The 24,105-nt window shown below is 45.0% G+C and carries 16 protein-coding genes; 11 read left to right on the top strand and 5 right to left on the bottom strand.

Going from position 1 to position 24,105, the window contains the following annotated elements:
* The first annotated feature begins 109 nt into the window (after positions 1-109).
* Positions 110-460 (top strand): SH3 domain-containing protein, encoded by a 351-nt coding sequence (locus tag MKX40_RS15410; protein WP_339233598.1) that lies wholly within the window; start codon positions 110-112, stop codon positions 458-460.
* A gap of 570 nt (positions 461-1,030) precedes the next feature.
* On the opposite strand, the gene MKX40_RS15415 is transcribed toward MKX40_RS15410, so the two are convergent.
* The gene (locus MKX40_RS15415) at positions 1,031-1,645 is read right to left on the bottom strand and encodes a TetR/AcrR family transcriptional regulator (RefSeq protein WP_339233600.1); all 615 of its coding nucleotides are present in this window, start codon (positions 1,643-1,645) and stop codon (positions 1,031-1,033) included.
* A gap of 176 nt (positions 1,646-1,821) precedes the next feature.
* Between MKX40_RS15415 and MKX40_RS15420 the strand changes: the two genes are divergently transcribed.
* Positions 1,822-2,559 carry an SDR family NAD(P)-dependent oxidoreductase gene (locus MKX40_RS15420; protein ID WP_339233602.1) on the top strand — a complete coding sequence of 246 codons (738 nt, stop codon included), beginning with the start codon at positions 1,822-1,824 and terminating at the stop codon, positions 2,557-2,559.
* 131 nt (positions 2,560-2,690) lie between these two features.
* Here the strand turns inward: MKX40_RS15420 and MKX40_RS15425 are convergent, their stop codons facing one another.
* Positions 2,691-3,563, bottom strand: coding sequence for an AraC family transcriptional regulator (locus tag MKX40_RS15425; RefSeq protein WP_339233604.1), 873 nt, complete (start codon positions 3,561-3,563; stop codon positions 2,691-2,693).
* 208 nt (positions 3,564-3,771) lie between these two features.
* Between MKX40_RS15425 and MKX40_RS15430 the strand changes: the two genes are divergently transcribed.
* The 9 genes from MKX40_RS15430 (at position 3,772) to MKX40_RS15470 (ending at position 21,355) form a co-directional block, all read left to right on the top strand.
* A complete protein-coding gene (locus MKX40_RS15430; protein ID WP_339233607.1) occupies positions 3,772-10,158 on the top strand; it encodes a GDSL-type esterase/lipase family protein in 6,387 nt (2,128 codons plus the stop codon).
* A gap of 155 nt (positions 10,159-10,313) precedes the next feature.
* A complete protein-coding gene (locus MKX40_RS15435) occupies positions 10,314-10,811 on the top strand; it encodes an SMI1/KNR4 family protein (RefSeq protein ID WP_339233609.1) in 498 nt (165 codons plus the stop codon).
* A gap of 179 nt (positions 10,812-10,990) precedes the next feature.
* Positions 10,991-12,703: a histidine kinase gene (locus MKX40_RS15440; protein ID WP_339233611.1), complete on the top strand. Its 1,713-nt coding sequence runs from the start codon at positions 10,991-10,993 to the stop codon at positions 12,701-12,703.
* Positions 12,700-14,106 carry a response regulator gene (locus MKX40_RS15445; RefSeq protein WP_339233614.1) on the top strand — a complete coding sequence of 469 codons (1,407 nt, stop codon included), beginning with the start codon at positions 12,700-12,702 and terminating at the stop codon, positions 14,104-14,106. The genes MKX40_RS15440 and MKX40_RS15445 overlap by 4 nt, the downstream gene beginning before the upstream one ends.
* A 252-nt stretch (positions 14,107-14,358) precedes the next feature.
* Positions 14,359-16,095: an extracellular solute-binding protein gene (locus MKX40_RS15450; RefSeq protein ID WP_339233616.1), complete on the top strand. Its 1,737-nt coding sequence runs from the start codon at positions 14,359-14,361 to the stop codon at positions 16,093-16,095.
* Between the two features lie 61 nt (positions 16,096-16,156).
* Positions 16,157-17,071: an ABC transporter permease subunit gene (locus MKX40_RS15455; protein WP_339233618.1), complete on the top strand. Its 915-nt coding sequence runs from the start codon at positions 16,157-16,159 to the stop codon at positions 17,069-17,071.
* Between the two features lie 13 nt (positions 17,072-17,084).
* Positions 17,085-17,978, top strand: coding sequence for a carbohydrate ABC transporter permease (locus MKX40_RS15460; protein ID WP_339233620.1), 894 nt, complete (start codon positions 17,085-17,087; stop codon positions 17,976-17,978).
* A 21-nt stretch (positions 17,979-17,999) separates the two neighbouring features.
* Positions 18,000-19,628 carry an alpha-glucosidase gene (locus MKX40_RS15465; protein ID WP_339233622.1) on the top strand — a complete coding sequence of 543 codons (1,629 nt, stop codon included), beginning with the start codon at positions 18,000-18,002 and terminating at the stop codon, positions 19,626-19,628.
* Between the two features lie 59 nt (positions 19,629-19,687).
* Positions 19,688-21,355, top strand: a complete 1,668-nt coding sequence (locus MKX40_RS15470) for an alpha-glucosidase (protein WP_339233624.1) — start codon at positions 19,688-19,690, stop codon at positions 21,353-21,355.
* A 142-nt stretch (positions 21,356-21,497) separates the two neighbouring features.
* Here MKX40_RS15470 and MKX40_RS15475 read toward each other — a convergent pair whose 3' ends face one another.
* The 3 genes from MKX40_RS15475 to MKX40_RS15485 form a co-directional block, all read right to left on the bottom strand.
* Positions 21,498-21,779 (bottom strand): GNAT family N-acetyltransferase, encoded by a 282-nt coding sequence (locus MKX40_RS15475; protein WP_339233627.1) that lies wholly within the window; start codon positions 21,777-21,779, stop codon positions 21,498-21,500.
* Positions 21,772-22,023, bottom strand: coding sequence for a (4Fe-4S)-binding protein (locus tag MKX40_RS15480; RefSeq protein WP_339233629.1), 252 nt, complete (start codon positions 22,021-22,023; stop codon positions 21,772-21,774). The genes MKX40_RS15475 and MKX40_RS15480 overlap by 8 nt, the downstream gene beginning before the upstream one ends.
* A 140-nt stretch (positions 22,024-22,163) precedes the next feature.
* Positions 22,164-23,933 carry a methyl-accepting chemotaxis protein gene (locus tag MKX40_RS15485; RefSeq protein WP_339233631.1) on the bottom strand — a complete coding sequence of 590 codons (1,770 nt, stop codon included), beginning with the start codon at positions 23,931-23,933 and terminating at the stop codon, positions 22,164-22,166.
* Between the last annotated feature and the right edge of the window lie 172 nt (positions 23,934-24,105).

Raw genomic sequence — 24,105 nt, forward strand, 5'->3', positions numbered from 1 at the left:
CTCCCTTGTGAAGGGGGCGCTGCTTTATAAAATAGGGATGAATAACTACATAATAATATGATATTATGTTTGTCGGTAACAGGTCGAATATAATAGTTGGAGGCATATTATGAAATTATATAAAGTTGTTCAACCCCATAATTCAAACTATCCCGATCCCATCGTTTTAGCTAAAGGAGATACGATCCTATATGGGAGAGAAGATACTGAATTCCCCAACTGGATTTTCTGTGAATCCGTACATTCTAAAAAAAGCGGCTGGGTACCGAAGCAAATATTAAGCACTCCCAATGAAGAACAGATCGCGACTGCATTATCAGATTATTCAGCACACGAATTAACCGTAAAACCCGGTATCATCGTTACAAAAGAATTTGAACTAAATGAATGGAGTTTTGTTCATACCGCAGAGGGTGAAAAGGGCTGGTTACCAAATAAGGTATTGATTCCATCGGAATAAATAAGGAAATTGAAACAGAATCAATGAGCACATCTGAACAAATTCCGGTCGTGACATGTACGCGATATCCAGTGTATACCCGTCAGGTAAAACCAGGCTGGCGTCGGCACCTTGCAGATACTGAAAATCACGAATGGTTTCAGGGCTTAAGGAATCGCGACATGCTTCACGGTTCTCCGGTGTCGGTAAGTGCCAGTACGTCTCCCAGGCTCCCCATGCGTCACTAAATCCCTCCATATATGCATTCCCATTCTGACTAATGATAGCTTAAACCTTTTCCGGATGAGCAACGGCCAATCTATTCCCCACAGGTGCACCGTAATCAAATACATATAGTACATACTTATTGAGAGATAGGGCTTGAGTAAAACCTTCAATCACCTGGAACAGGTTCTCAAATGTAAAGTTGAATGGAAACCCATGTAATAACAATATAACTGGACCATCCTTGGAACCAGCTTCATGATAAAAACATCGACCTCTCCAACTTTTTGCCGCTGATAACTAATTCTGTTGTTATCTAAGGCAGACATATTGTTCATCGTGATTTTCAAATCAACCTACTCGAGATCATGAATCAAACGTCTCACCCACATAATGAAACGAGTGAATATGAGTTTTGGTCAGTTCGATCACATTCTTGATAAAAACATCACGTGATTCATGATATCCGCTTAATATCCAATTGTTCAATAGTCCAAAAAAACCGTAGGCGGTATAGTACTTGAAATAGTCCATGTTCACCGGGGAGTTATTGATCGTCTCAAAGACAAACTGTTCCTGATAGATTTTGAGTATAGTTTGGGGGAAACCTGTATGTAGACCGGGTAACGTGTCATCGTATTGAATCAGTTCGAAGAAGTCTCGGTTTTCATAGATATAATCCACGATTTGAAAAGATTCGGCGTCCAGCTTGTTTGTTGAAACCTTTTGACCGTGCCAATAGGGCCTACCTACTGCCCCCCTTAATCCTTGAAGTGTTGTACTCAGCAATTCTTCAGCGAGAAGATATTTGTCCTGGTAGTGTAAATAAAACGTGCTGCGATTGTAACCCGCCTGATCAACGATGTCCTTGACAGACACACCATGGAATCCTTTTTTCTTAATGAGCTGAATCAGAGCGGTTTTTAGGTGCTCCTTGGTTCGATTACGATGTTGAGCAGTCACAATAAGTTCATTATTCATTCAAAAAAACTCCTATAAATTTAGACATATTTTTATGAAGTGTCTACGAGGTAGACACTTGGTCATATCTTAATGATTGGAATGTTACAATTTTAAGCATAGAATTAGTTTTGTAAACATCATATAGCACTATTTATATAGGCGCTATTCAAAATATTATACTGGGGGATTTATTCATGGGCAAACTACAGGATAAAGTAGCAATTATTACAGGAGGAGCATCCGGAATCGGCGCAGCAACAGCTCGCCTGTTCGTTTCCGAGGGAGCCAAAGTGGTTTTGGTCGATCTGAATGAAGAAAAAGGCAAGGCGTTCGAACAGGAACTGAAAGCGCTTAATGCGGAAGCTCTCTTTATCAAAGCAAACATCACGAGTGAAGAAGAGGTTTCCGAGATGTTCAAACAAACCGTCCAAGCCTTCGGTCAAGTGGATATCGTATTCAACAATGCAGGAATTGGACGTGTTCATCCTACACATGAGCTTGACTACGCCGAATGGCGTAATACGGTCAATGTTGATCTGGACGGCGTTTTCTTGGTCGCTCGTGAATCAATTCGCGAAATGCTGAAAATTGGCGGCGGCACAATCGTCAACACGGCGTCCATGTATGGATGGGTTGGTTCTCCTGGTTCAGCAGCTTACAATGCAGCTAAAGGTGGCGTTGTGAATCTGACTCGTTCCCTCGCGCTGGAGTATGCTGAGCAGAATATTCGGGTGAACTCTCTTTGCCCAGGCTTCATCGATACACCGATTATCCCGGAAGAGAGCAAACAAGCACTTGCTGCGGCAACCCCAATGAAACGTCTGGGTCAAGCAGAAGAGATGGCGAAAGCCGTTCTGTTCCTCGCTAGCGATGATTCTTCCTATATGACAGGAAACAGCCTGATCATAGACGGAGGATACACTGCTCAATAAGTGTAGCAATTGTAAAAGCACACAAGAAAGAACATAGTTCCATTAAAAGTCGCTAATCTAGCGGCTTTTTTTATTTTATTGGTATAAGAGCAGTTTCCGAGCCAATGACAACTAGCAAATAGCCCGTTTAGCTACTCATAATAGATGGCCTCATAAGGAAACTCCAACTTATTCAAGCGATATTCTTTGGGTGACATGGACATATATTGCCGAAAAACTTTGCCGAAATAGCTTGGGCTCTCAAAGCCGCATTGTTGACCAATTTGGGAAATCGGAAGTTCCGTTGTGCGGAGAAGTCTAACTGCCACCTCAATGCGTCTGTCTTTGAGATAGGCGAGCGGTGATGTTTTCTCCGATCTCTGAAATAACCTGCACAAGTAGTGTTTATTGATATCGCAATGGCTTGCGAGCAGATCCAGCGTCAATGGAGAAGAATAATTCTCCCGGATGAACTTTTTACATTTCTCGATTGTTGTTATGGAAAGGGCACCAATATCCCTCTCCGCATCCCGACTCGTCTGCACCAAGATTAGCAACCAGCGGTAGATTTGCATAGACAAACGATACTTGTCGGTGACTTTATCCTGATGAATCAAATGGATGATTTGCCATAACTCTTGAATCAAGGGAGAATCTGCGTTTCGTCGAATGACATGTCCTTCATTATCATGAATCATATCCCAAATTCGGTTGGCTTCATCCCCGCGAATGTTAATCCATATAAATTCCCATGGTTCGTTATTCTCTTGTTTATAGTAATAGCAATGTTCTCCGGAGATTTTAACAAGCAGGGCATGTCCCTTGGGTAAAGGAATCGTTTGATTATCAATATCCAGATAACCCTGACCATTAAGTGTGTATTGAAAAACAACGTGTCCCGGGTCCGGTCTATCATCACTGGGACAACGATATTCCTCGCTCGAAACGATCTGCCATCCAATAGAGTCCAGTGTCATGATTGATGTATCGTCATTACGAAAAGCGTAAGATACCGTATGAACCATACGTGAATCTCCTTCCTGAAAAAGTCAATTATTTTATATAATACGTCACATTTTTTAGATTGTCTGTCTTTTTTTAGACCTGTAAGATAAATGTAAGCGGTAACATAAAGAGGAGGTGGCTGTAAATTGTGTTCCTATGACAACAAGCAGGGCAGGATCGAACTGTTGATTCTAAAAATGAATTTTTAGATAAGGAGGCGTTAATCGAATGATCCGAAGAACTGTTTCCATCCAGAAATCGATGTTTGTATCTTTTTTAGCACTCCTTATGGTTATTTCTCTGGCTGTTCCTCCAGCACCGATGCGTGCAGAGTCTTCTTCAAACAACATGCCGGGTCGCCAAGCAGAATACCTGAACCGGGGGTTGGTTGCGGTTCTTGTAGACAACGGTGTTTTTCTGAGCTGGAGGTATTTAAACAACGACCCAGATGATATCGCTTTCAATATATATAAAAACGGAACCAAAGTGAATACGTCGCCCATAAGCGACGTGACCAACTATGTGGACACCACGGGTTTCGACAGCTCGCAATATCAGATTTCCACTGTTGTTTCAGGCAAGGAGCAGATGCAGCCGGAGGTTGTATCGGTCTGGCATAACGATTATCTGCCTATTCCGCTGGATAAACCGGCCGACGGACGGACCAAGGACGGCGGAACCTACTCCTATTATGCAGGTGATGCTTCCGTAGCTGACTTGGATGGGGATGGCGAATATGAAATCGTCTTCTTGTGGAGTCCGAGTAACTCCAAGGACAATTCGCAGGCCGGTTATACGGGCAATGTCTATATCGATGCCATCAAACTGGATGGCACGAAGCTGTGGAGGATTGACCTGGGCGTAAACATCCGTGCCGGAGCGCACTACACACAGTTAATGGTGTATGACCTGGATGGCAACGGAAAGGCCGAGGTTGTTGTTAAGACAGCGGACGGTACGAAGGACGGCCAAGGCACAGTTATTGGTGACGGGACGAAGGATTATCGCAATGACGGCGGATACATACTGTCAGGGCCGGAATATCTCACGCTGTTCGACGGCGAGACTGGCGCAGCCGTATCCACGGTGAATTATGATCCGCCAAGAGGCAACGTAAGTGATTGGGGGGACGGGTATGGCAACCGTGTAGACCGTTTTCTTGGCGCGATTGCTTATCTGGACGGTACGAAACCAAGCGTCGTGATGAGTCGGGGTTACTATACCCGCACTGTGCTTGTTGCTTATGATTATGTTGGTGGAGAACTCGTCAAACGCTGGACGTTCGACACCAACGAAGCAGGATCACAATATCAAGCACAGGGCAACCACAATCTGAGTGTACTGGATGCCGACCATGACGGCAAAGACGAGATTATGTTTGGCGCCCTAGCTATAGACGATGACGGCAGCTTGATGTACAGCACCGGACTTGGACACGGTGACGCCATGCACGCCGGTCAGCTTGACCCGAATCGGGATGGCTATCAGGTCGTCAGTGTTCACGAGCATTCAGATGCGGCGTACGGACTGGAGATGCGCGATGCCTCCACAGGTGAAATCCTCTGGGGTGAGAAAACAGGTTTTGACACCGGTCGCGGGATGTCGGCGGACATCGATCCGAACTATCCGGGCTACGAATCATGGGCCACGACCGTTACCAACGGGCAAAGTGTACCTGTAACCAATACCTATTCTGCTGCAGGAAATGCGATCTACACGGTGGACGAAGGGCCCAAAACTGCCAACTTCGCCATCTGGTGGGACGGAGATCTTCAGCGGGAGCTGTTTGACCATCAGTGGGATAACAGTACGGCCAAAGGAATTCCACTCATTTACAAATGGGATTACGAAAATAAAAAGCTGAATGAAATCTTCCGGGCAACCGGTACGTTAACGAACAATCATACCAAAGGTAATCCGGCACTTCAGGCGGACATTCTGGGCGACTGGCGTGAAGAAATTCTGCTGCGGAGCGAAGATAGCTCGGAATATCGTCTCTACACGACGACCATTCCTTCAGATTATCGCATCCCTACGCTGATGCAGGACCCTGTGTACCGACTTGGCGTAGCCTGGCAAAATGTAGCCTACAATCAGCCGCCTCATACCGGCTTTTATCTCGGAGCAGAAGCTACAGCATTCCCGAAAGCCGATCTGGCGCTGACCCGCGAAGCAGAGATGCCGGAGCAGGTTTACCGTTTTGATTTTGGCACAGAGACAGCGTCAGGAAATACGGCTATACAAGACACGTTATACTCACAAGAAACGGGATATGGATTCAAGGATACAAGTGGGGTTACCGTAGGTAACAATGAGGTTTCGGTCGTGACAGGCACAACATTTGCTGTTGACCTGCCAAATGCCAACTATAAGGTGACGCTGCGATTGGGCAGTGATGCGCATAACTCCAACGTGGGGGTCAAATCCGAATTCGTTCAGAAGCTCGCCGTAACAAATGTGACCGCTGGAACACCGCTGGAGTATTCCTATGATGTTGCATTGGTGGATGGACAGCTTGATCTGCTCTTCACCGGTACAGCCATAGACATCCAGGATGTCATCATCGAAAAGTATCCAGAGAAAGCGGCTGGTGCGGCAACAACGATCTATATGGCTGGTGATTCAACCATGCAATCTTACAGTGAAGCGCAGGCTCCTCAAGAAGGATGGGGCCAGCAGTTCGGACGTTATTTCTCCAATGGGGCAGTCGTCGTGAACGATGCGATCGGTGGTCGAAGCAGCAAATCCTTCATGGTAGACGGTCGTCTCGATACGATCCTGCAGCGAATCAAGCCGGGGGACTTCTTCTTCATTTCCTTTGGTCATAACGACGCCAGTGCAGGGATACCGGACCGGTACGCATCACCGGAGGACTATAAGATCTACTTGGCTCGTTATGTAAACGGTGCCAAACAGCGCGGCGCTACCCCGGTATTACTCACTCCAGTGGGACGCCGGGATTTCAACACAGTGACTCAGGAGTTCAATGTCAGCTTCCCGGCATATGTGCAGGCAGCGAAAGAAGTGGCGGAGGAACTTGACGTGCCGCTGATTGATCTTAGCAAGTTAAGTATTGCGTACTACGACAAAATTGGTAATACAGCTACAGAAAAAGTATTCCTATATGCTAATCCGGGTGAATATCCAAAATACCCGAATGGAATCAACGATAATACTCATTTTAGCAGTTATGGTGCACAGAAAATTGCCGGTCTCGTTGCTGGTGCGGTCAAAGACATGGGGCTGAGTATCTCATCGCTGGTCATTGACCCTGATATTTCCGAACCCGAACCAGAGCCGGAAACCCAGCTCTATGAGGAGGATTTTGAAGGCGACGCTGCGGGCTACCAGTATGCGATGGTCAATGCCACGGGTATTGCAGGAACCATGGCGGGAACGGTGGTTGAACAGTCCGGGAATAAGGTACTGTCTGTCACAGGGTCTGGATCAGGCAATCGAGCTAAGGTGTTCCGTCTGTTTGATGCCGTAAACGGAGATCAGGTAAAGGTAAACTTTGACTGGCAATCCGGTAATGTGAGTGCCTATCCGTCAGAAGGTCATCTCACGGTCCAGGATTCCAACGAAAATGCCCTGTTCACGTTGTATACCAAAACCGGAAGTACCAAAATTCATTATTATATCGGTGCATATAATCCGGACTACGGCACAGGAGATACAGCTATACCCGAAGGGGGAACGGCTACTGAGATTTCCAAGAACCAGTGGGTCACTGTGGATGCGACCATTAATTTTGCGAAGAAAACGTTGGATCTCACATTAACAGATGTGGCGAATCCGACCGTTACACAAACAATTAAAGATATCCCTATGAGTTCCATCGCATATGCCGACAATGTCAGAGCGATTCGATTCCTCGGAACAAGAAAAGGCGGTGGAGGCACGTTGAACTGGACTACCCAGATCGACAACGTGCGGATTGAAGGCACGCAGCTTCCTTCGGATGGTGGCGATCAGACGGCATTAATCGCTCTGTACGATGAGATTAAAGCACTGGATCTGTCGGATTATACAGATGCATCAAAGGCCGTGGTGAACCGGGCTTTGACAGCAGCGGAAGCGATATTTAATACGGAAGCCACTCAGGCTCAAGTTGACCATGCGTTTAATATGTTAACTGTGGCAAAGGATTCATTGACAAGTGAACCGAGCGAAGAAATAAGTGAATACCGATTTGATTTTGGTTCCGGCGGTGCTGCCGAAGGATACATCAAGGTAGATGCCAAGAGAGCGTACATCGAAGGCAACGGTTACGGTTTTGCCGATACTGCACTGACCAAAGATGAGAACCGGGAGACCGGGGATGCGCTCAAAGAGGATTTCACACGAGTAAATGGCACCTCCTTCCTGGCGGAAATGGAGCCGGCCAATTATCGGGTAACGATGACCATCGGGGATGCAGAGGAATCAACCAGCGCAAATGTTGTTGTGGAGCAAATGACCAAGTTGCCGCTCACAACGGTTGCCAAGGGCGAATTCAAAGAAATTACGTACGATATTGCTCTGATTGATGGGGTATTTAACTTCAACTTCACCGGAAATGCACCGAAGATCAATGCGCTGAAGCTGGAGCGTCTGCCAGATCACAGCGCAAGCGATAAACCTGTTATATATTTGGCGAGCGATTCAACTGTGGCCAATTACGCGGAGAGCTACCGTCCACAAGCAGGTTGGGGCGAAACGTTGGGTGAATATTTTGATGCAAATGAAGTCAGCATTGATAACCGGGCAGTTGGCGGTTTGAGCAGCAAAACCTTCCTGGTTGGCGGATATCTCAATGATATTCTGCTCGCCATTCACGAAGGCGATTATCTGTTCATGCAGTGGTCTCATAACGATTCCACACCTTCACGTCCGGAGCGTTATCTTACGCCAGAGCAGTTTAAGGTATATCTGAAAGAATACATTAACGGTGCTCTTCAAAGAGGGGCGATCCCGGTGCTGGTTACGCCAGTGAATCGTCGTGATTTTACCGGAGAAGTGCTGAACAAAAGCTTCCCGGAATACGTACAGGCGATGAAAGAGACGGCGCAGGAAACGGAGACACTCCTCATCGATCTCAATCAGGCCAGTTGGGAGCATTTTCAGGAACTTGGCACTGAAGGAACCAAATCGATATTCATGTGGGTAGGTACAACCGAAGACAACACACATTTGCAGATGAACGGTGCAATCAAGGTGTCTGAACTCGTGGCAGGCCTTGTCAAAGATTTAAATATCCCTTTATCTGATTTTGTCACACTGGAAGGGGAATCACCGGAACAGGAAGCCCCGCATACTAAGGCAACTGTGGAAGGGGAATCGCAGAACGACTGGTATACTTCTCCTGTACAAGTGATCTTTACAGCAACCGATGAAGACTCCGAAATCGAAGGGACCTATTATCAAATTAATGGTGGCGAAACGGTGAGTGGCACGCAGTTGACCCTAACTGAAGAAGGTACACATACGATCACCTACTGGAGCATCGATGTTGACGGTAACAAAGAGAGCGAACAATTGTTGTCCATATCCATTGATCTCGTACCACCAACCATTGAAATTCATGGTCAAACCGAGTACACCATTGATCAGCACGTGGAAATTGGCTATACCGCTTCCGATACGGCATCCGGTGTGGCTGAACCGGAGGGTGTGCTTCTGGACACTCCGGCGTATACACTGGAACCCGGCCTAAATCAGGTTACGGCAACCGTCTCCGATGTGGCTGGGTGGGAACAGACGGTAGAATATCGTTTTGCGGTTATTGCTACATTCGACAGCCTGATCAATCTGACCAGCGCCTTTGCAGTTGATTCGATCGATCCGAATGCCGGTGTTCTTGCTGATCAGCTCACAAACACGTTACAGCAGGCCAAACAGGCAGCAAGCGATCGTGAAGGAGCAAAAGCGCGTCAGTTGCTTGCATCCTACGGTAATGACGTTCAAGCAGCTAGAGGAACCGTATTTACAGATGAGCAGGCAAGTGTGCTAATCAAGTGGGAGGAATGGCTCCATCAGGCAACGCCACTCGCAAACGGGGCCCCTGGCACTCCGGTCTTGTCTGACAATAATGGTTATGACACGGGTCTCAAAGACGGGGACTATACCGTCACAATGAATCTGTGGTGGGGAAATAACGGCAATCAGTTCAAGCTGTATGAGAATGGTGAATTGATTAAGGAAATTTCCCTGGTGGATCAATCCCCATCTGCCCAATCTGTTCAAGTTGATATTACTGGTAAGAAAAATGGCACCTACATCTATACCGGGGAACTAATCAATGCACTGGGTACAACCATGAGTACGCCGTTGACAGTTGTTGTCACGGATGCTTCCCCGGGGCAAGCCGTTCTGTCGCATGACAACTGGGACGGTGACGGCAACTTTAATGTCACCATGAATCTATGGTGGGGAACAAACGCAACCGAATACGAACTTTACGAAAATGGTGTAAAGATTGACACACAATCGCTGCAATCTCACTCACCTGGCGCACAGTCTGCGGTTACCGCAATCTCTGAAAGGGCACCTGGAATCTATGAGTATGAAGCTGTGCTTCGTAATCCTTCAGGGGAAACCAGATCAACCAAATTAAATGTGACGGTGCGCGAGTAGCTGAGAGGTTTGAGGCATTCCATTATCCACAATGAAATAAAGTAGGTTAGGTTTATAAAAAAGTGCTATTCCTCATCCATTCGAGGAGTAGCACTTTCTACTTATTTTGCGATAAAATTGTAAAGAGAGTCCATTTTGAGGGAAGAAGGTGCACTTTGAGCAGCAAAATCCATGAATTTATGAGTTGGGCTGAGTCAAACGGTTGGATCATAACTCAGAAATCGAATTGTCATTTAGATTTAGATGTTAGTTTCATAACTAGATACAAAGTTATTCCTGAAGAATATTTAGATTTTTTACGTGTTATGGAACGATGCATTACTCCTGATGAAAAGACATGGTTCCTTTGTGAGAGTGAATACAAAAATAGCTCAGATGCTGATTTTCAATGGAATGAATTTGAACTGCTCAGCTTGGAAGCAGCAAACGAGGACGATCAATGGAGATCAGAAATAACGACATGGTGGAATCATTATCTACCAATCATGATTTCTGTTAACGGTGTTTATTCCTTCTATGCTATTGACTTATCCAATGAAATAGGAGCCATCGTATATGGAGAAGAACCAGAATTTGAAGAAATTAAAAAAGTGGCTAATCATCTGAATGAGTTTATGGAACTCATTATGTCGAAATCGATAGCACTTTATTGAGCAAATTTTGATCCTTTTAGAGAACTTCATTTATTAATCTCTTAGATCTTACCATCCACTATGAAAGCGTTTGACATATTTGAATATCAATCTATAATGATGAAAGGAAATTGGACTTGGAGCAAGCTTCCATACACAGGAAGCTTGCTGTTTCATTTTCAGAAGGAGAATAGGTTCCCATGACTCTTAAAAAAAGAATATTTTTACTGTTCTTTCTCAGTGCGTTTATCCCTTTTATCAGCATATTTGCAATCTCTTATTATACTATTGACTCCATCTTCGCCAATAAAATTGATGATGGCATCCGTAGCAATTTACAGCAGGTCACGTCCTCATTGGACAATTCAATCACCAATATGAATCACGTTACCCAGCAATTGTCCTACAGGGGAACTTTGGGCAAAAGCATGGATGAATTCTTGAATCCGTCTTCTGATATCTTTCAATTGATTGAGGCCAGGGACGAATTAAAGAGCGAGTTAAGTGTGGTCACATTTACCAATCCCAACATCGGACTGACGCTATATTACTTTGATAAAGAAGGTACAACGCAGTTTAGCAACTTTCCAATCAAGGATCGTTTATCTTTTGACTCTTTACCTGTGCTCTTCCAAACCTATGGCATTAAATACTATGGCCCTCATATCAGTATGAACCGATTCGATGACCAACTCGTTCTGTCCGCTATGCGAAAAGTACAACTCTCCAAGAGGGACGATGTGTACATTTACGTGGAGTCCGGCTTTCGGCTTACACAGGATATCTTGGGTTACAATCAATACAACGGCGCATTATCTCACCTCATCCTGGATGGTACAGGAAACATTGTGTACAGTGAGATACCGGAGGCCATGAAGGTCGGCGAGAATTTCTCCAGCTTAACAGCCGATCCTGCGAAGGACGGAATATCCCGAGGGTATCACTGGTTCAAGGAGGATTCCTCACAGAAATGGAGTGTCGTATCGGTCATTTCGCAGGCTCAATATCAACAGGAGAAAAACCAGTGGTTGCTTCAAATTTTGCTGGTCGCTTTATTTTTCCTCGGCTTTACCGTGTTTCTCGCTTGGCTCCTGTGGAAGATGGTATACAAACCACTCGGGCTGTTCCATTCGGAAATCGATGGGATGTCCAAGAATCCTCAAACGACCGGGAGCCGAGCTCGTACTCAGATTCCCGAATTTGATTTTCTGCTCGGTGAATTTTCGAATATGCAGCATCAGATTGGTGACCTCTTCAAGGAAGTTCAGCAGAAAGAGAAGATTCGTGCAGACCTGGAAGTGGAAAAACTGCTCTATCAGATTAACCCGCACTTTCTGATGAATACACTGGATACGGTGCACTGGTTGGCCGTCATGAATGGTCAAGGGGAGATCGACAAGCTGGTGCAATCATTGAACAAGCTGCTTTATTACAATTTGGGCAAATTAGGGCAAGTATCCACGATGGAAGAGGAGATTGATGCGTTAAGACAATATCTGATTTTGCAGCAAATTCGCTATGACTTTGAATTTGACGTCCGCATTACTGCAGATGAACAAGTGCTTCAAATTCCTGTGCCCCGCTTTATTCTGCAACCGCTGGTTGAAAATTCGTTATATCATGGATTGAGTGACGAAGGTTTTATTCAGATTGAAGTGACATGCACTGCAACGCTGAACATTATGATACAAGATAATGGTGCAGGCATGACCGAAGAAACCATTCATAATCTGCTAAACAATCGTGTAGCTGAACAACAAAAAGTAGGGATGGGCATCGGGCTCAATTACGTTCACCGCATGTTGAAGGCACAGTACGGGGACCAAGCACAACTGGTGATCGAGAGTGAATTGGGGACAGGGACAAGCATCCTGCTCGTACTGCCTATTAAAGGAGAAGATATCTCGGCATGATTAAGGTATTAATTGTAGATGATGATAAGTTGGTACGCAAAGGCATTAGCTCTGCGATGCCATGGAACGAGTTCAACATGGAGGTTGTAGGAGAGGCAAGTAACGGGGCGAAAGCACTGGATTTCCTGAAAACCCAACCGGTCGATCTGATGCTGACGGATCTTGCGATGCCCGTTATGTCAGGGATTGAACTGATGCGAGCTGCGAGGCAGCTCTATCCGGAACTTCATATCGTTGTGTTAACCCTGCATCAGGATTTCGATTATATCCAGGAAGCACTTAGACTCGGAGCCATTGACTATATAGCCAAAGTCCAGCTGGAGAAAGAACAATTCGAGCATGTTTTGCAACGGATACATACCCGAATCAACGGGTTGACGAACACGATCAGAAAGATGCCTTCGCAGAATGAAATCAACGTCCATTATCAACATGTGTATGCACTGGTTTCACAGGATCGCAAATCAGAGCCTAAGTGGCCAATGGAGATAACTGCACATGAAGATGAGATTAGGTGGGAGGTTGAGCGTAATAGCTGCATGTGGGCTGTTCGTCCATCGGAAGAGGATCAACTCTTTCATCAATTGAAAGAATTGTTGCATCAAGATGCCCATAGTACGTTGTTGGTTTTGTCTGATGTACAAGAGCGCACATGGTCACAGATCAAAAACTGGATTATGAATTATACAGATACTTCATTTTTCTATGCGTACAACCCCAATAACCAAGTCATTACCGTTTCGATGAATGAGGACAACACGAGTTTAAAAGAACCGCAGGATGAAGATATCGATCGAATTAAGCAAAGTTGGTTCCAGACACCATGGACCCACAACGACAGTTACTACAACCAACTCATTGACCAGTTTATATCATTACGATTACATAAAGGTCAGTTGATGGGATTGCTGTACTCGATCGTTATGGAATGGAACCACCTTTTTGCCCAAACTACGCTTGGAAGAATCGCCATGATTCATTCTTTTGAGTCCTGGTACGAGGTTGAAGCATGGATCAAGCAGACAGCTGCAAGCATTCAAAAAGCAGATGCCCAGACTTCCTATTCGCAGGAAATCATCGATGCCGTTAAGAAAGCAGTGAGGATCGTACAAAATGATATGGAGCAGGCCTATACCGCTTCAGGTCTGTCGCAACAACTCAACATCAGCCGAAGTTATTTCAGTCAATGTTTCAAAGATCTGATGGGTAGAACCTTTAATGAGTACTCCCGATATATCCGGGTAGAGAAGTCCAAGGAGTATTTGCTCAATACAAATAATACGATTTTCTGGATTGCGGAGCGAGTGGGGTATACGGATGAAAAGTATTTCAGCCGCATTTTCCGCGAACTGACAGGTCTGCTGCCGAGCGAATATCGGCAGCTGGGTAGAGGAAATAAATAGCCGACAGCCTCCTGTTTTAGGAGCTGCCGGCTTTTGTTTTTGATTAAAAGTCAGGGTGGTTAGACGAATGTAGATCCGTAAGTAGGGTAAATGCTCACAAGTTAACCATACTTCATCATACGGACTGAAAAATTGTAATCATATCTCTATCCAAACGGACGTGTATTCCCTATCACGATAGGGCTTCACTCCATTTTATAATGAAAGCGCAAACACAAATATTAAACATCAGAAAAAGGGGAATCGAACTAGATGAGAACAAAATGGTCCATGAAAAGCAATCGGTTGACAAAACGTCTGGCCGTGCTGTCCATGTCTGCCTTAATGGTTGCTGCCCTGGCGGCATGTGGAGACTCTTCCACTCCTCCTACTGCAGAAGAAGCAGGCAAATATGAGGTAACGCCTGGAGATCCGTTCAGTGCCTATAAAGACGAAATTACCGTCACCATGGGACGAGTAACCACAGCCAATCCGAAACTGCCGAGTGGTGATACCTATGAGAATAACGCGTATACTCGGCTGGTCAAAGACACGTTTAACGCTCAGATTTCAGATCAATTTGAAGCCAATGGCGAAGATTATAGCCGTCAGGTTTCGCTCGCCATCGCATCCGGGGAATTGCCAGACATGATGCGTGTTGATTCCAAAGATGAATTAAAAGAGCTGGTGGATAATGATCTGATTGAGGATCTGACAACCATATATGATCAATATGCTACGGATAATATCAAGCAGATATACGATTCCTATGATGGCCGTGCATTAGAAAATGCGACGATTGACGGACGTTTAATGGGACTTCCGGCGACTTCTCTGGATTCTGCACCCACGATGGTTTGGGTTCGTCAGGATTGGTTGGATCTGCTCGGGATTCAACTTGATGCAGACGGAGACGGTGCCATCTCGCTCGATGAAGTAGAGAAAACGGCACAGGAATTCCTGGAAAGAGACCCTGGCCAATCCGGAAACCCGGTAGGTATCCCCTTTGTGAACACGATGAATACAACAGATTACAATGGCTCTGCATATACGATGCTGGGTGTGGCCTCAACCGAAGGAGCCTTCCCGCAATATTGGATGAATGGTGAAGACGGCAAAATCGTGTATGGTTCCACGACAGAAGCAACGAAGAAGATGCTCGGTATCATGGCGGATTGGTTCAAGAATGGGATCATTGACCCGCAATTTGGAACCCGCACGTTTGACGATATTACCGCACTCTACGCCAATGGCCAAAGCGGTATTGCTTTTGGACCGTGGCATATCCCTGACTGGGGACTGATCAGTGCCAAACAGATGGATAAAAATGCGAAATTCTCGGCTTATACGCTGGAGGACGCAAGTGGCAAAGTTAACGTGGCGCATGCCAATCCATCCAATCAGTTTATCGTGGTGAGAAAGGGATATGAACACCCTGAACTGGCCGTTAAGATTCTTAACCTGTTCTACGATAAACTGGCCAATGATAAAGATGCCGCTACAACCATGCCGGAAGCTGCCAAGTACCAGGAGACCGGGGTAGACGGATCTACGAGACCTTTTAATATCGAAGTCAACTCGGCTACATCGCTGCTGGATGATTACTCTGACGTTGTTCGTGGGATCAAAGGTGAGATTGGTTTGGATGAGGTTCGAACAACCGAATCGAAAAACAATATCGGCAGCATCAAAACTTATTTGAGCGACATGGATACGGATGATGTGACTGCTTGGTCCAAATATCATTCACGGATCAACGGTGTTGGACTAATCGACAAACTGACACAGGAAAAGAAATTCGAATGGATGACACCTGCTTTCTCTGGAACCACAGCAAGCATGAAACAGACGTGGGCCAATCTGACGAAGCTCGAACAGGAATCGTTTATCAAAATTATAACGGGTTCAGAACCTTTGGATTACTTCGATACATTCGTGAATAACTGGAAAAAACAAGGCGGTGATCAAGTCATTCAGGAAATTGAGGACGAGATCGCATCCAAACAATAACATCTATGAACAGTAGCGGGGCTGCGATACGCAGCCTTTCTTCAACGAAAGGGGTTCATTCATGAAACAGGGAAATATGAAAGCGAGAGGCCGGCTTGGCCCAGGTGCCATGTACCATATGATGATGCTGCCAGGCATTTTGTTTTTGCTGGTATTCAGCTATGTTCCAATGGTCGGCATCATTACGGCTTTTCAGGACTATATACCGGCCAAAGGCATGTTTGGCTCTGAATTTGTAGGGCTGAAACATTTTACTTATATGTTCAAGCTGCCGGATATCGCGCAAGTCGTCAGCAATACGTTGGTGATAGCGATTGGCAAGATTTTGCTTGGAACGATGATGGCCATCATTTTTTCCGTGTTGTTAAATGAAATTCGTGTCAAATACGTTAAAAAATCGGTGCAGACGATCGTTTATCTACCGCACTTTCTATCCTGGGTTGTACTGGCATCGGTCGTTGTCAACATGTTCAGTTTGGATGGCATTGTGAATCAAATGCTCGCGTTCTTTGGCCTGGAAAATATTAATTTTCTTGGCAGCAACACCTGGTTCCAGCCACTGATTATCGGTACAGATGTATGGAAAGAGTTTGGTTACAGTTCCATCGTGTATTTGGCTGCGATCACGTCGATTGATCCCGGTCTGTATGAAGCGGCAGGTATGGATGGAGCCAGTTGGTGGAGAAAAGTATGGCATATCACCTTACCAGGCATGCTGCCTATTATTCTGCTCATGGGCGTAATGAGCCTGACCAACATTTTGAGCGCCGGTTTCGATCAAGTTTATAATCTGTATAATCCGGTTGTCTATGAGTCGGGCGATATTCTGGACACCTATGTTTATCGAATTGGTCTCGTTGGGCGACAGTATAGCTTCGGTACGGCTGTTGGCTTGTTTAAGTCCGTAATCGGTATTGTTTTGCTGATGTCTGCCAACCAGTTGGCCAAAAAATATACGGATCGAAAAATATTCTAAGGAGGCCAAACCTGTGTCCTATTCAGCAAGCTTCAAAGATCGAATTGGCCGGTTTGTCATCTATGCCATTGTGATTATGCTGGCATTGATCTGCCTTCTTCCGTTATGGAATATCGTTGCCATATCATTCAGCAGCAGCGAGGCGGTATCTGCCAATGCAGTAGGTCTCGTTCCGGTCAATTTTACAACAGCAGCGTATACCAAAATTATCGATGATGCTCAGTTTTGGCGTTCCTTTGGCATATCTGTTCTACGTGTCGCACTTGCCCTTGTGCTTAATATGATTCTGATTATTTTGATGGCTTATCCGTTATCCAAATCGAAGCGGGAATTCAAAGGCAGAAACATTTATATGAATATCATGATTTTTGCCATGTTGTTCAGTGGAGGTATGATTCCGACTTACCTGTTGATCAAAAACCTGGATATGCTAAATACGATATGGGCACTTGTTCTGCCAGGCGCTGTTCCGATTTTCAGTGTCATCCTCGTGATGAACTTCTTCTCTGCTGTACCTAAAGCGCTTGAAGAAGCAGCATTCATTGATGGGGCCAATCCGCTTCAAGTCTTGTTCAAAGTGTATGTTCCCGTGTCCATTCCAGCGCTGGCGACAGTTGCCTTGTTCAGTATTGTGGGGACATGGAATGACTTCTTCAGCGGTCTGATCTATATGACCAAAGTCAGCAATTATCCGCTAATGACCTATATTCAATCCCTTAACGTGAATATTGCCGATTTGCTTCAAGCCGGTACGAATTCCAGCGAGCTCAGCAACCTGACTGAAATTTCGAACAAAAACCTGAACGCAGCCAAAATCGTAGTTGCTGTTATCCCGCTGTTGCTGATTTATCCGTTACTGCAAAAATACTTTGTGACTGGTATTGTCGTCGGATCGGTCAAAGAATAACGTTAAGGAGGTTCAATGAACATGGAAAATAAAAAATGGTGGAAAGAAACCGTTGTGTATCAAATATATCCACGGAGTTTTCAAGATAGTAACGGAGATGGCATCGGCGACTTGAAGGGCATTGTATCCCGATTGGATTATTTGCAGGAACTCGGCATTGGTGCGATCTGGTTATCACCTGTGTGCAAGTCCCCTCAGGATGATTACGGTTATGATATTTCAGATTATCAGGATATTGATCCGATGTTTGGGTCTTTGGAAGATATGGAAACGTTAATTCTTGAAGCGAAGAAACGAGATATTCGGATCATCATGGATCTGGTGTTGAACCATACATCAGATGAACACCCCTGGTTCCAAGAAGCCAAAAAAGGCAAAGACAATCCGTACCATGACTATTACGTCTGGAGAGATGGTGTTGAAGGAACGGCTCCGAACGACTTGGGTTCAACCTTCGGTGGTTCAGCTTGGGAATGGGTGCCTGAGATCGGGCAATATTATTTACATCTATTTTCCGTCAAACAGCCAGATCTCAACTGGGAAAACCCGAAAGTCCGGCAGGAGATATACAACATGATCAATTGGTGGATCGACAAGGGTGTTGGTGGTTTCCGACTTGACGTTATCGACTTAATTGGCAAAGAACCGGATGCAAAGATTACGGGCAACGGACCGAATCTGCATAAATATATCAGGGAACTAAGCAAGGAGACGTTCCAAAACGCGGAAGACCTTCTGACCGTAGGCGAGACATGGGGCGCCACTCCGGAAATCGCCAAACTGTACAGCAACCCGGACGGCAGCGAGTTTTCAATGGTATTCCAATTTGAACACATCAGTCTGGATGAACAAGAAGGCAAAGGAAAGTGGGCTCTTAAACCTTTGGATGTGTTGGAATTGAAAAAAGTGCTGTCCAAATGGCAGACGGAGCTAGGGGGCGAAGCCTGGAACAGTTTGTTCTGGAACAACCACGATCTGCCCCGAATTGTCTCACGTTGGGGGAACGATGGCGAATTCAGGATCGAATCGGCTAAAATGTTGGCTACCCTTCTTCATGGCATGCAAGGCACGCCTTATATTTATCAGGGTGAAGAATTGGGTATGACGAATGTACAATATGCGATTGAGGATTATCGAGATATTGAATTGCTGAACTTTTATAAGGAAAGAATGGGGAGAGGTTATCCTGAAAGCAGCGTGATGGAGTCAATCTACGCCAAGGGCCGCGATAACGCACGAACACCCATGCAGTGGGATACTTCTGATAACGCAGGTTTTACACGAGGGGAACCCTGGATTAAGGTAAATCCGAATTATAAGCATATCCATGCCGAGCAAAGTTTGAATAACCCCGAATCCATATTCCATTATTACCGGAAGTTGATTCAACTTAGAAAAGACCATGAAGTCATTGTATATGGTGATTATGAGCTGATCTTTCCAGAAAACCCAGACGTGTTTGCCTATACCCGCACGTTGAATGGTACTACGATTATGGTGGTGTGCAATTTCGAGGGCGATACAACCGAACTTTCGCTTCAGGAGCATTTAACAAAGTCCAATCAGCTTCTGATATCCAATTATACAGGTGAGCTCTCCGAGAGCATATTACGTCCATATGAAGCAAGAATGTACCTTATGCATGCGTAAAGCATACTACGTAATATGTTATATAATTGTCAGTTCTCAAGAAAGAAGGATTATATTCAATGAAAAGAGTATGGTGGAAAGAAGCAGTAGCCTATCAAATCTATCCGAGAAGTTTTATGGATTCCAACGGAGATGGTGTTGGTGATATTCAGGGGATCATATCCAAGCTGGATTATATCCAAGATCTCGGTATTGATCTGATCTGGATCTGCCCAATGTATAAGTCACCCAACGATGATAATGGTTATGATATCAGTGATTATTGTTCCATTATGGATGAATTCGGCACGATGGCAGACTTTGACCAATTACTGCATGAAGTGCATCACCGCGGCATGAAACTTATTATGGACTTGGTGATTAATCATACAAGTGACGAACACCCGTGGTTTATTGAATCCAGAGCTTCGCTGGATAACCCCAAACGAGACTGGTACATCTGGAGAGATGGGAAGAACGGAGAGGAACCGAATAACTGGGAGAGCATCTTTGGCGGTTCTGCCTGGGAATATGATGAAGTCTCCGGACAGTACTATCTCCATCTGTTCTCCAAAAAACAACCGGATTTGAATTGGGCTAATAAAGATGTTCGTAAATCCATATATGAAATGATGAATTGGTGGCTGGATAAAGGGATTGATGGGTTCCGTGTGGATGCCATTAGCCATATTCACAAGGAAGAGGGCCTCTTGGACATGCCTGTTAAAGAAGGCTTCAAATACATCTCTTCTTTTGAAAAACATATGAATGTGAAGGGAATCCAGAGTTATCTGCAAGAAATGAAAGAGAATACATTGTCCAGATATGACGTCGTGGCTGTTGGGGAAGCGAACGGAGTAAAGGTAGAGGACCAGGAAGATCTGCTGGATTGGATCTGTGAAGTCAGAGGGAAATTTAATATGGTTTTCCAATTCGAACATCTAGACCTTTGGAAAAACAGTACGGACAGAGAACTGGATATCCCCAAATTGAAAAACGTCTTGACCAAGTGGCAGAAATCCCTAGAAAACGTCGGTTGGAATGCATTGTTTATTGAAAATCATGATCAGCCCCGCAAAGTTTCATCTTGGGGAAATGACAGTGCGTATTGGTATGAAAGTGCCACTGCGCTTGGTGCCATGTACTTCTTCATGCAAGGCACACCTTTCATATATCAAGGGCAAGAAATAGGCATGACCAACGTGGCTTACCCTTCCATAGAAGATTATAACGACATCGCCGATCGGAATATGTATCAGATTAAAAGTGAAGAGGGGATGTCTCATGAAGAGATCATGAACATCATCTGGGCTTCAAGTCGTGATAATTCCAGAACGCCGATGCAGTGGTCTTCGTCCAAAGAGGCCGGGTTTACCACCGGTACGCCATGGTTAAAAGTGAATAACAACTACGTCAATATTAATGTAGAGAAACAACTTCAGGAACCACGTTCCATCCTTCACTTTTATAAACGAATGATTCAGCTGCGAAAAAAACACGATACGTTGACTTACGGTATCTATGAACTTCTTATGCCGGATCATCCGAGTGTATATGCATATACACGTACACTGGCAGACCAACAGGTGCTGGTTGTCATCAATCTAACCGAACATATCGTGGAGCTTGAGGAAGATGAGCTTGGCCTCAACTTCTCGGAGATCTGGCTTACCAACTATGAGAGTGGCATGCTGCGACTGGTGTTGCGACCGTTCGAAACAATCGTTGGTTTAAGCGATAACGTATAAGCAGGAAACGTAAAAAGCGTCTATATCATGTTCTGAATGATATAGACGCTTTTTAATTGTTGTGTGGCGGGAGTATCGGAATTCACCAATAATTAACCATTACATTGGTTAGCCACATGAAATTCAGCGGAGAAAGTTAGTTTTATTGATGGAGAACATCCGCATATTCGGAGATACGTTCGAAACGTCCCTTGGCAAAAGGGCATAAAGGTAAAATCTTAATATCGTTTTCCCGCGCATATTCAACCATAGCTTTGATAAGTTCATCCCCAAGCCCTTGTCCCCGATATGCATTTTCAACCAATGTGTGATCAATAATGTATAGTTCTGGACTTGAAATTACATACGTCATTACCGCAGCAATGTCGCCGTTATCATGAATAAGAAATCTCTTATTGGCAACTTCATGTTCTACATTATGCATGTTCATCCTCTTTCTTTGTTGAGTCTTCATCGTTCAGAAGCTTGTACGTCAATGCTCCGCTTGGACATGTGTCGATATGACGGGCAATGGCCTCCGAAGTCTCACCATCAGGATCAACCCAAGGACGCTTGCTCAAATCAAACACAGCAGGGAGGCCCTTTACGCAAATACCTGAATGAATGCAGACATCCGAATTAAACATGACCTCGATATCCTTACCGTAGTATAGCTTTTGTTTACTCATAATTACTCACATCTTTCACGGTTGAGTTTTGTTTACATATCTATAGTTCAGTCTTACCTGGCAAGCAGTATTCTGCCTGGCTTTCGATGTCCGAATTATAAATGAGGAATCCTTAATTAGTCAACGTGACAAAACTCCTATTACGTTGGGGGATTTGATTTAGTGACCTCAATCTGAAATTGATCGGAATAGGATTTGAGGTTGCCAGCAAGGCCAGCGAGCTGCCCGGAGATGTCCGACAGTTCACTCGCGGATCGCTGCTGCTCCACAGCACTGGCCGTGACTTCTTCAGCCATGGCTGAAGTTTCCTCGGTTGCAGACGCGATATAGCTCAGGTGCTGTTCCACCTCCTGTCGAATGGAATGCATATCCATCGTCCGGTTTTCCAAACGCTGAGCAAGCTCATGCACTTCAGTCGATAATTGGCTAACCTGTCGGAACGCCTGAAGACAATCCGCGATCTGTGCTTCCTGTTCCTTGACCGCCACCATGTTCGCTTCAAAATGACTGCCCATCCGGTGGGTTTCTTGGACAAATGAACTCAGAATCACATCAATCTCCTGGATGGAACGTTCGGACTGTTGAGCAAGCAGTCCCATTTCACCAGCAACGACCGCAAAACCTTTACCTGCCTCACCAGCACGAGCTGCCTCGATTGAAGCATTTAGCGATAAGATCTGGGTTTGTTTCAGGATGTTGTGGATTTGTCCACTAATGGAGGAAGCGAGTTCCGATTGAGTGGTTAGGGACCTGGAAATTTCCTGCTGATGCTCAACCCGCTTGGCATTCTCCCGGCCTTTCTCAAGCAGAACCTCATGTTCACGTGTAACTTGTACTTGTACGGCAGACAGCTGCTCTGAAGTATGAGTAAACTGTTGCACGTAAGAACCTACTTCATCCATAATTTTGCCGAGATTCTCCGAATGCTGGACGGAATGTTCGGTTTCTTCTGCCTGTTTCATGGAGCCTATAGCAATTTCCTCGATTGCTCTGGAGAGTTCTTCAGTCTGACGCTGATTCGTCTGAGCCGTTTCCGCAATATTGGCCGAGGACTTCTGCAGCGTATTCGAACCTTGTTGTATTCCCATCAGGATGTTTGTCAATTGGGCAACCATGACGTTAATCAGATCACTGATGTCACCGAGCTGATCGTTGGTCATATGTGTGGATACTACTTTGAGATTCCCATCCGCAACCTGTTCCAGACTTGACTTAATATCCCGTACTTGTCTGAGGATACCTCTTACCACCAATAACATCATGACCAGCGATAGAATCAATACAACCGCGAAAATCGGTATAATGGTTCGATAGGCATTATTCACGGAGATCGAGGAGACTTGATTCACCGCCCCAGCAGATATATCGATTCCCAAATAGCCAATAATCGCACCTTGTGAATCCTTGATTGGTGTAAAAGAGGACAGTAGCTGTCCCCAGGTTGGATCGTCTACAATACCTGTTGTCACGACTTCACCGCTTACTAAACGTTCCTGAATCTGGGGGTTGAATTCCATGGCAGTCCCGTATGGGCTATATTCCGTATCGTCCCAATCCGCTCCATCCACAGTGTAGATCCATCCGTCCGACGTTTTTTCATACATATAAACATATAAGGCTCCCGATTGAAGCCTAACTTTAACAAGTTCGTCTCTAAGACTTTTGTATTCGCTGCTCTCCTCTGAAGCAGTAGAGGATAATGTCTTGAGTAATTCAGATTCCTTGCCTAGTTGAGAGGCAGTATTCACTGCCAACTGTTGATTGTTATGCTGCATGGTCATTAGTGAAGCATTTTTACTGGAATCGATCGTGGTCCACATGATTAGACCGCCCATGGTCAGTAGTGGAACCAGAATGATTAAATACAGCTTGAACCTTAAATCCATCTTTTTTTTGCGAGTCTGTCTCACGTTCTGCTCCCCCTTGGATGTAATAAAGCAATATGGTTTATTTGTATAACCCCATACTATTTATCGTAACATTGAAGAGGGAAATGAAGACTAAATCTAAATTTGTATATACATATAGGTTACAGGTGAGAAAACGGGAGCCATATTCATGTTAAGTTTTATTCAATTGAGG

Origin of the sequence: Paenibacillus sp. FSL R5-0517 (assembly GCF_037974355.1) — a bacterium.
Taxonomy (GTDB): domain Bacteria; phylum Bacillota; class Bacilli; order Paenibacillales; family Paenibacillaceae; genus Paenibacillus.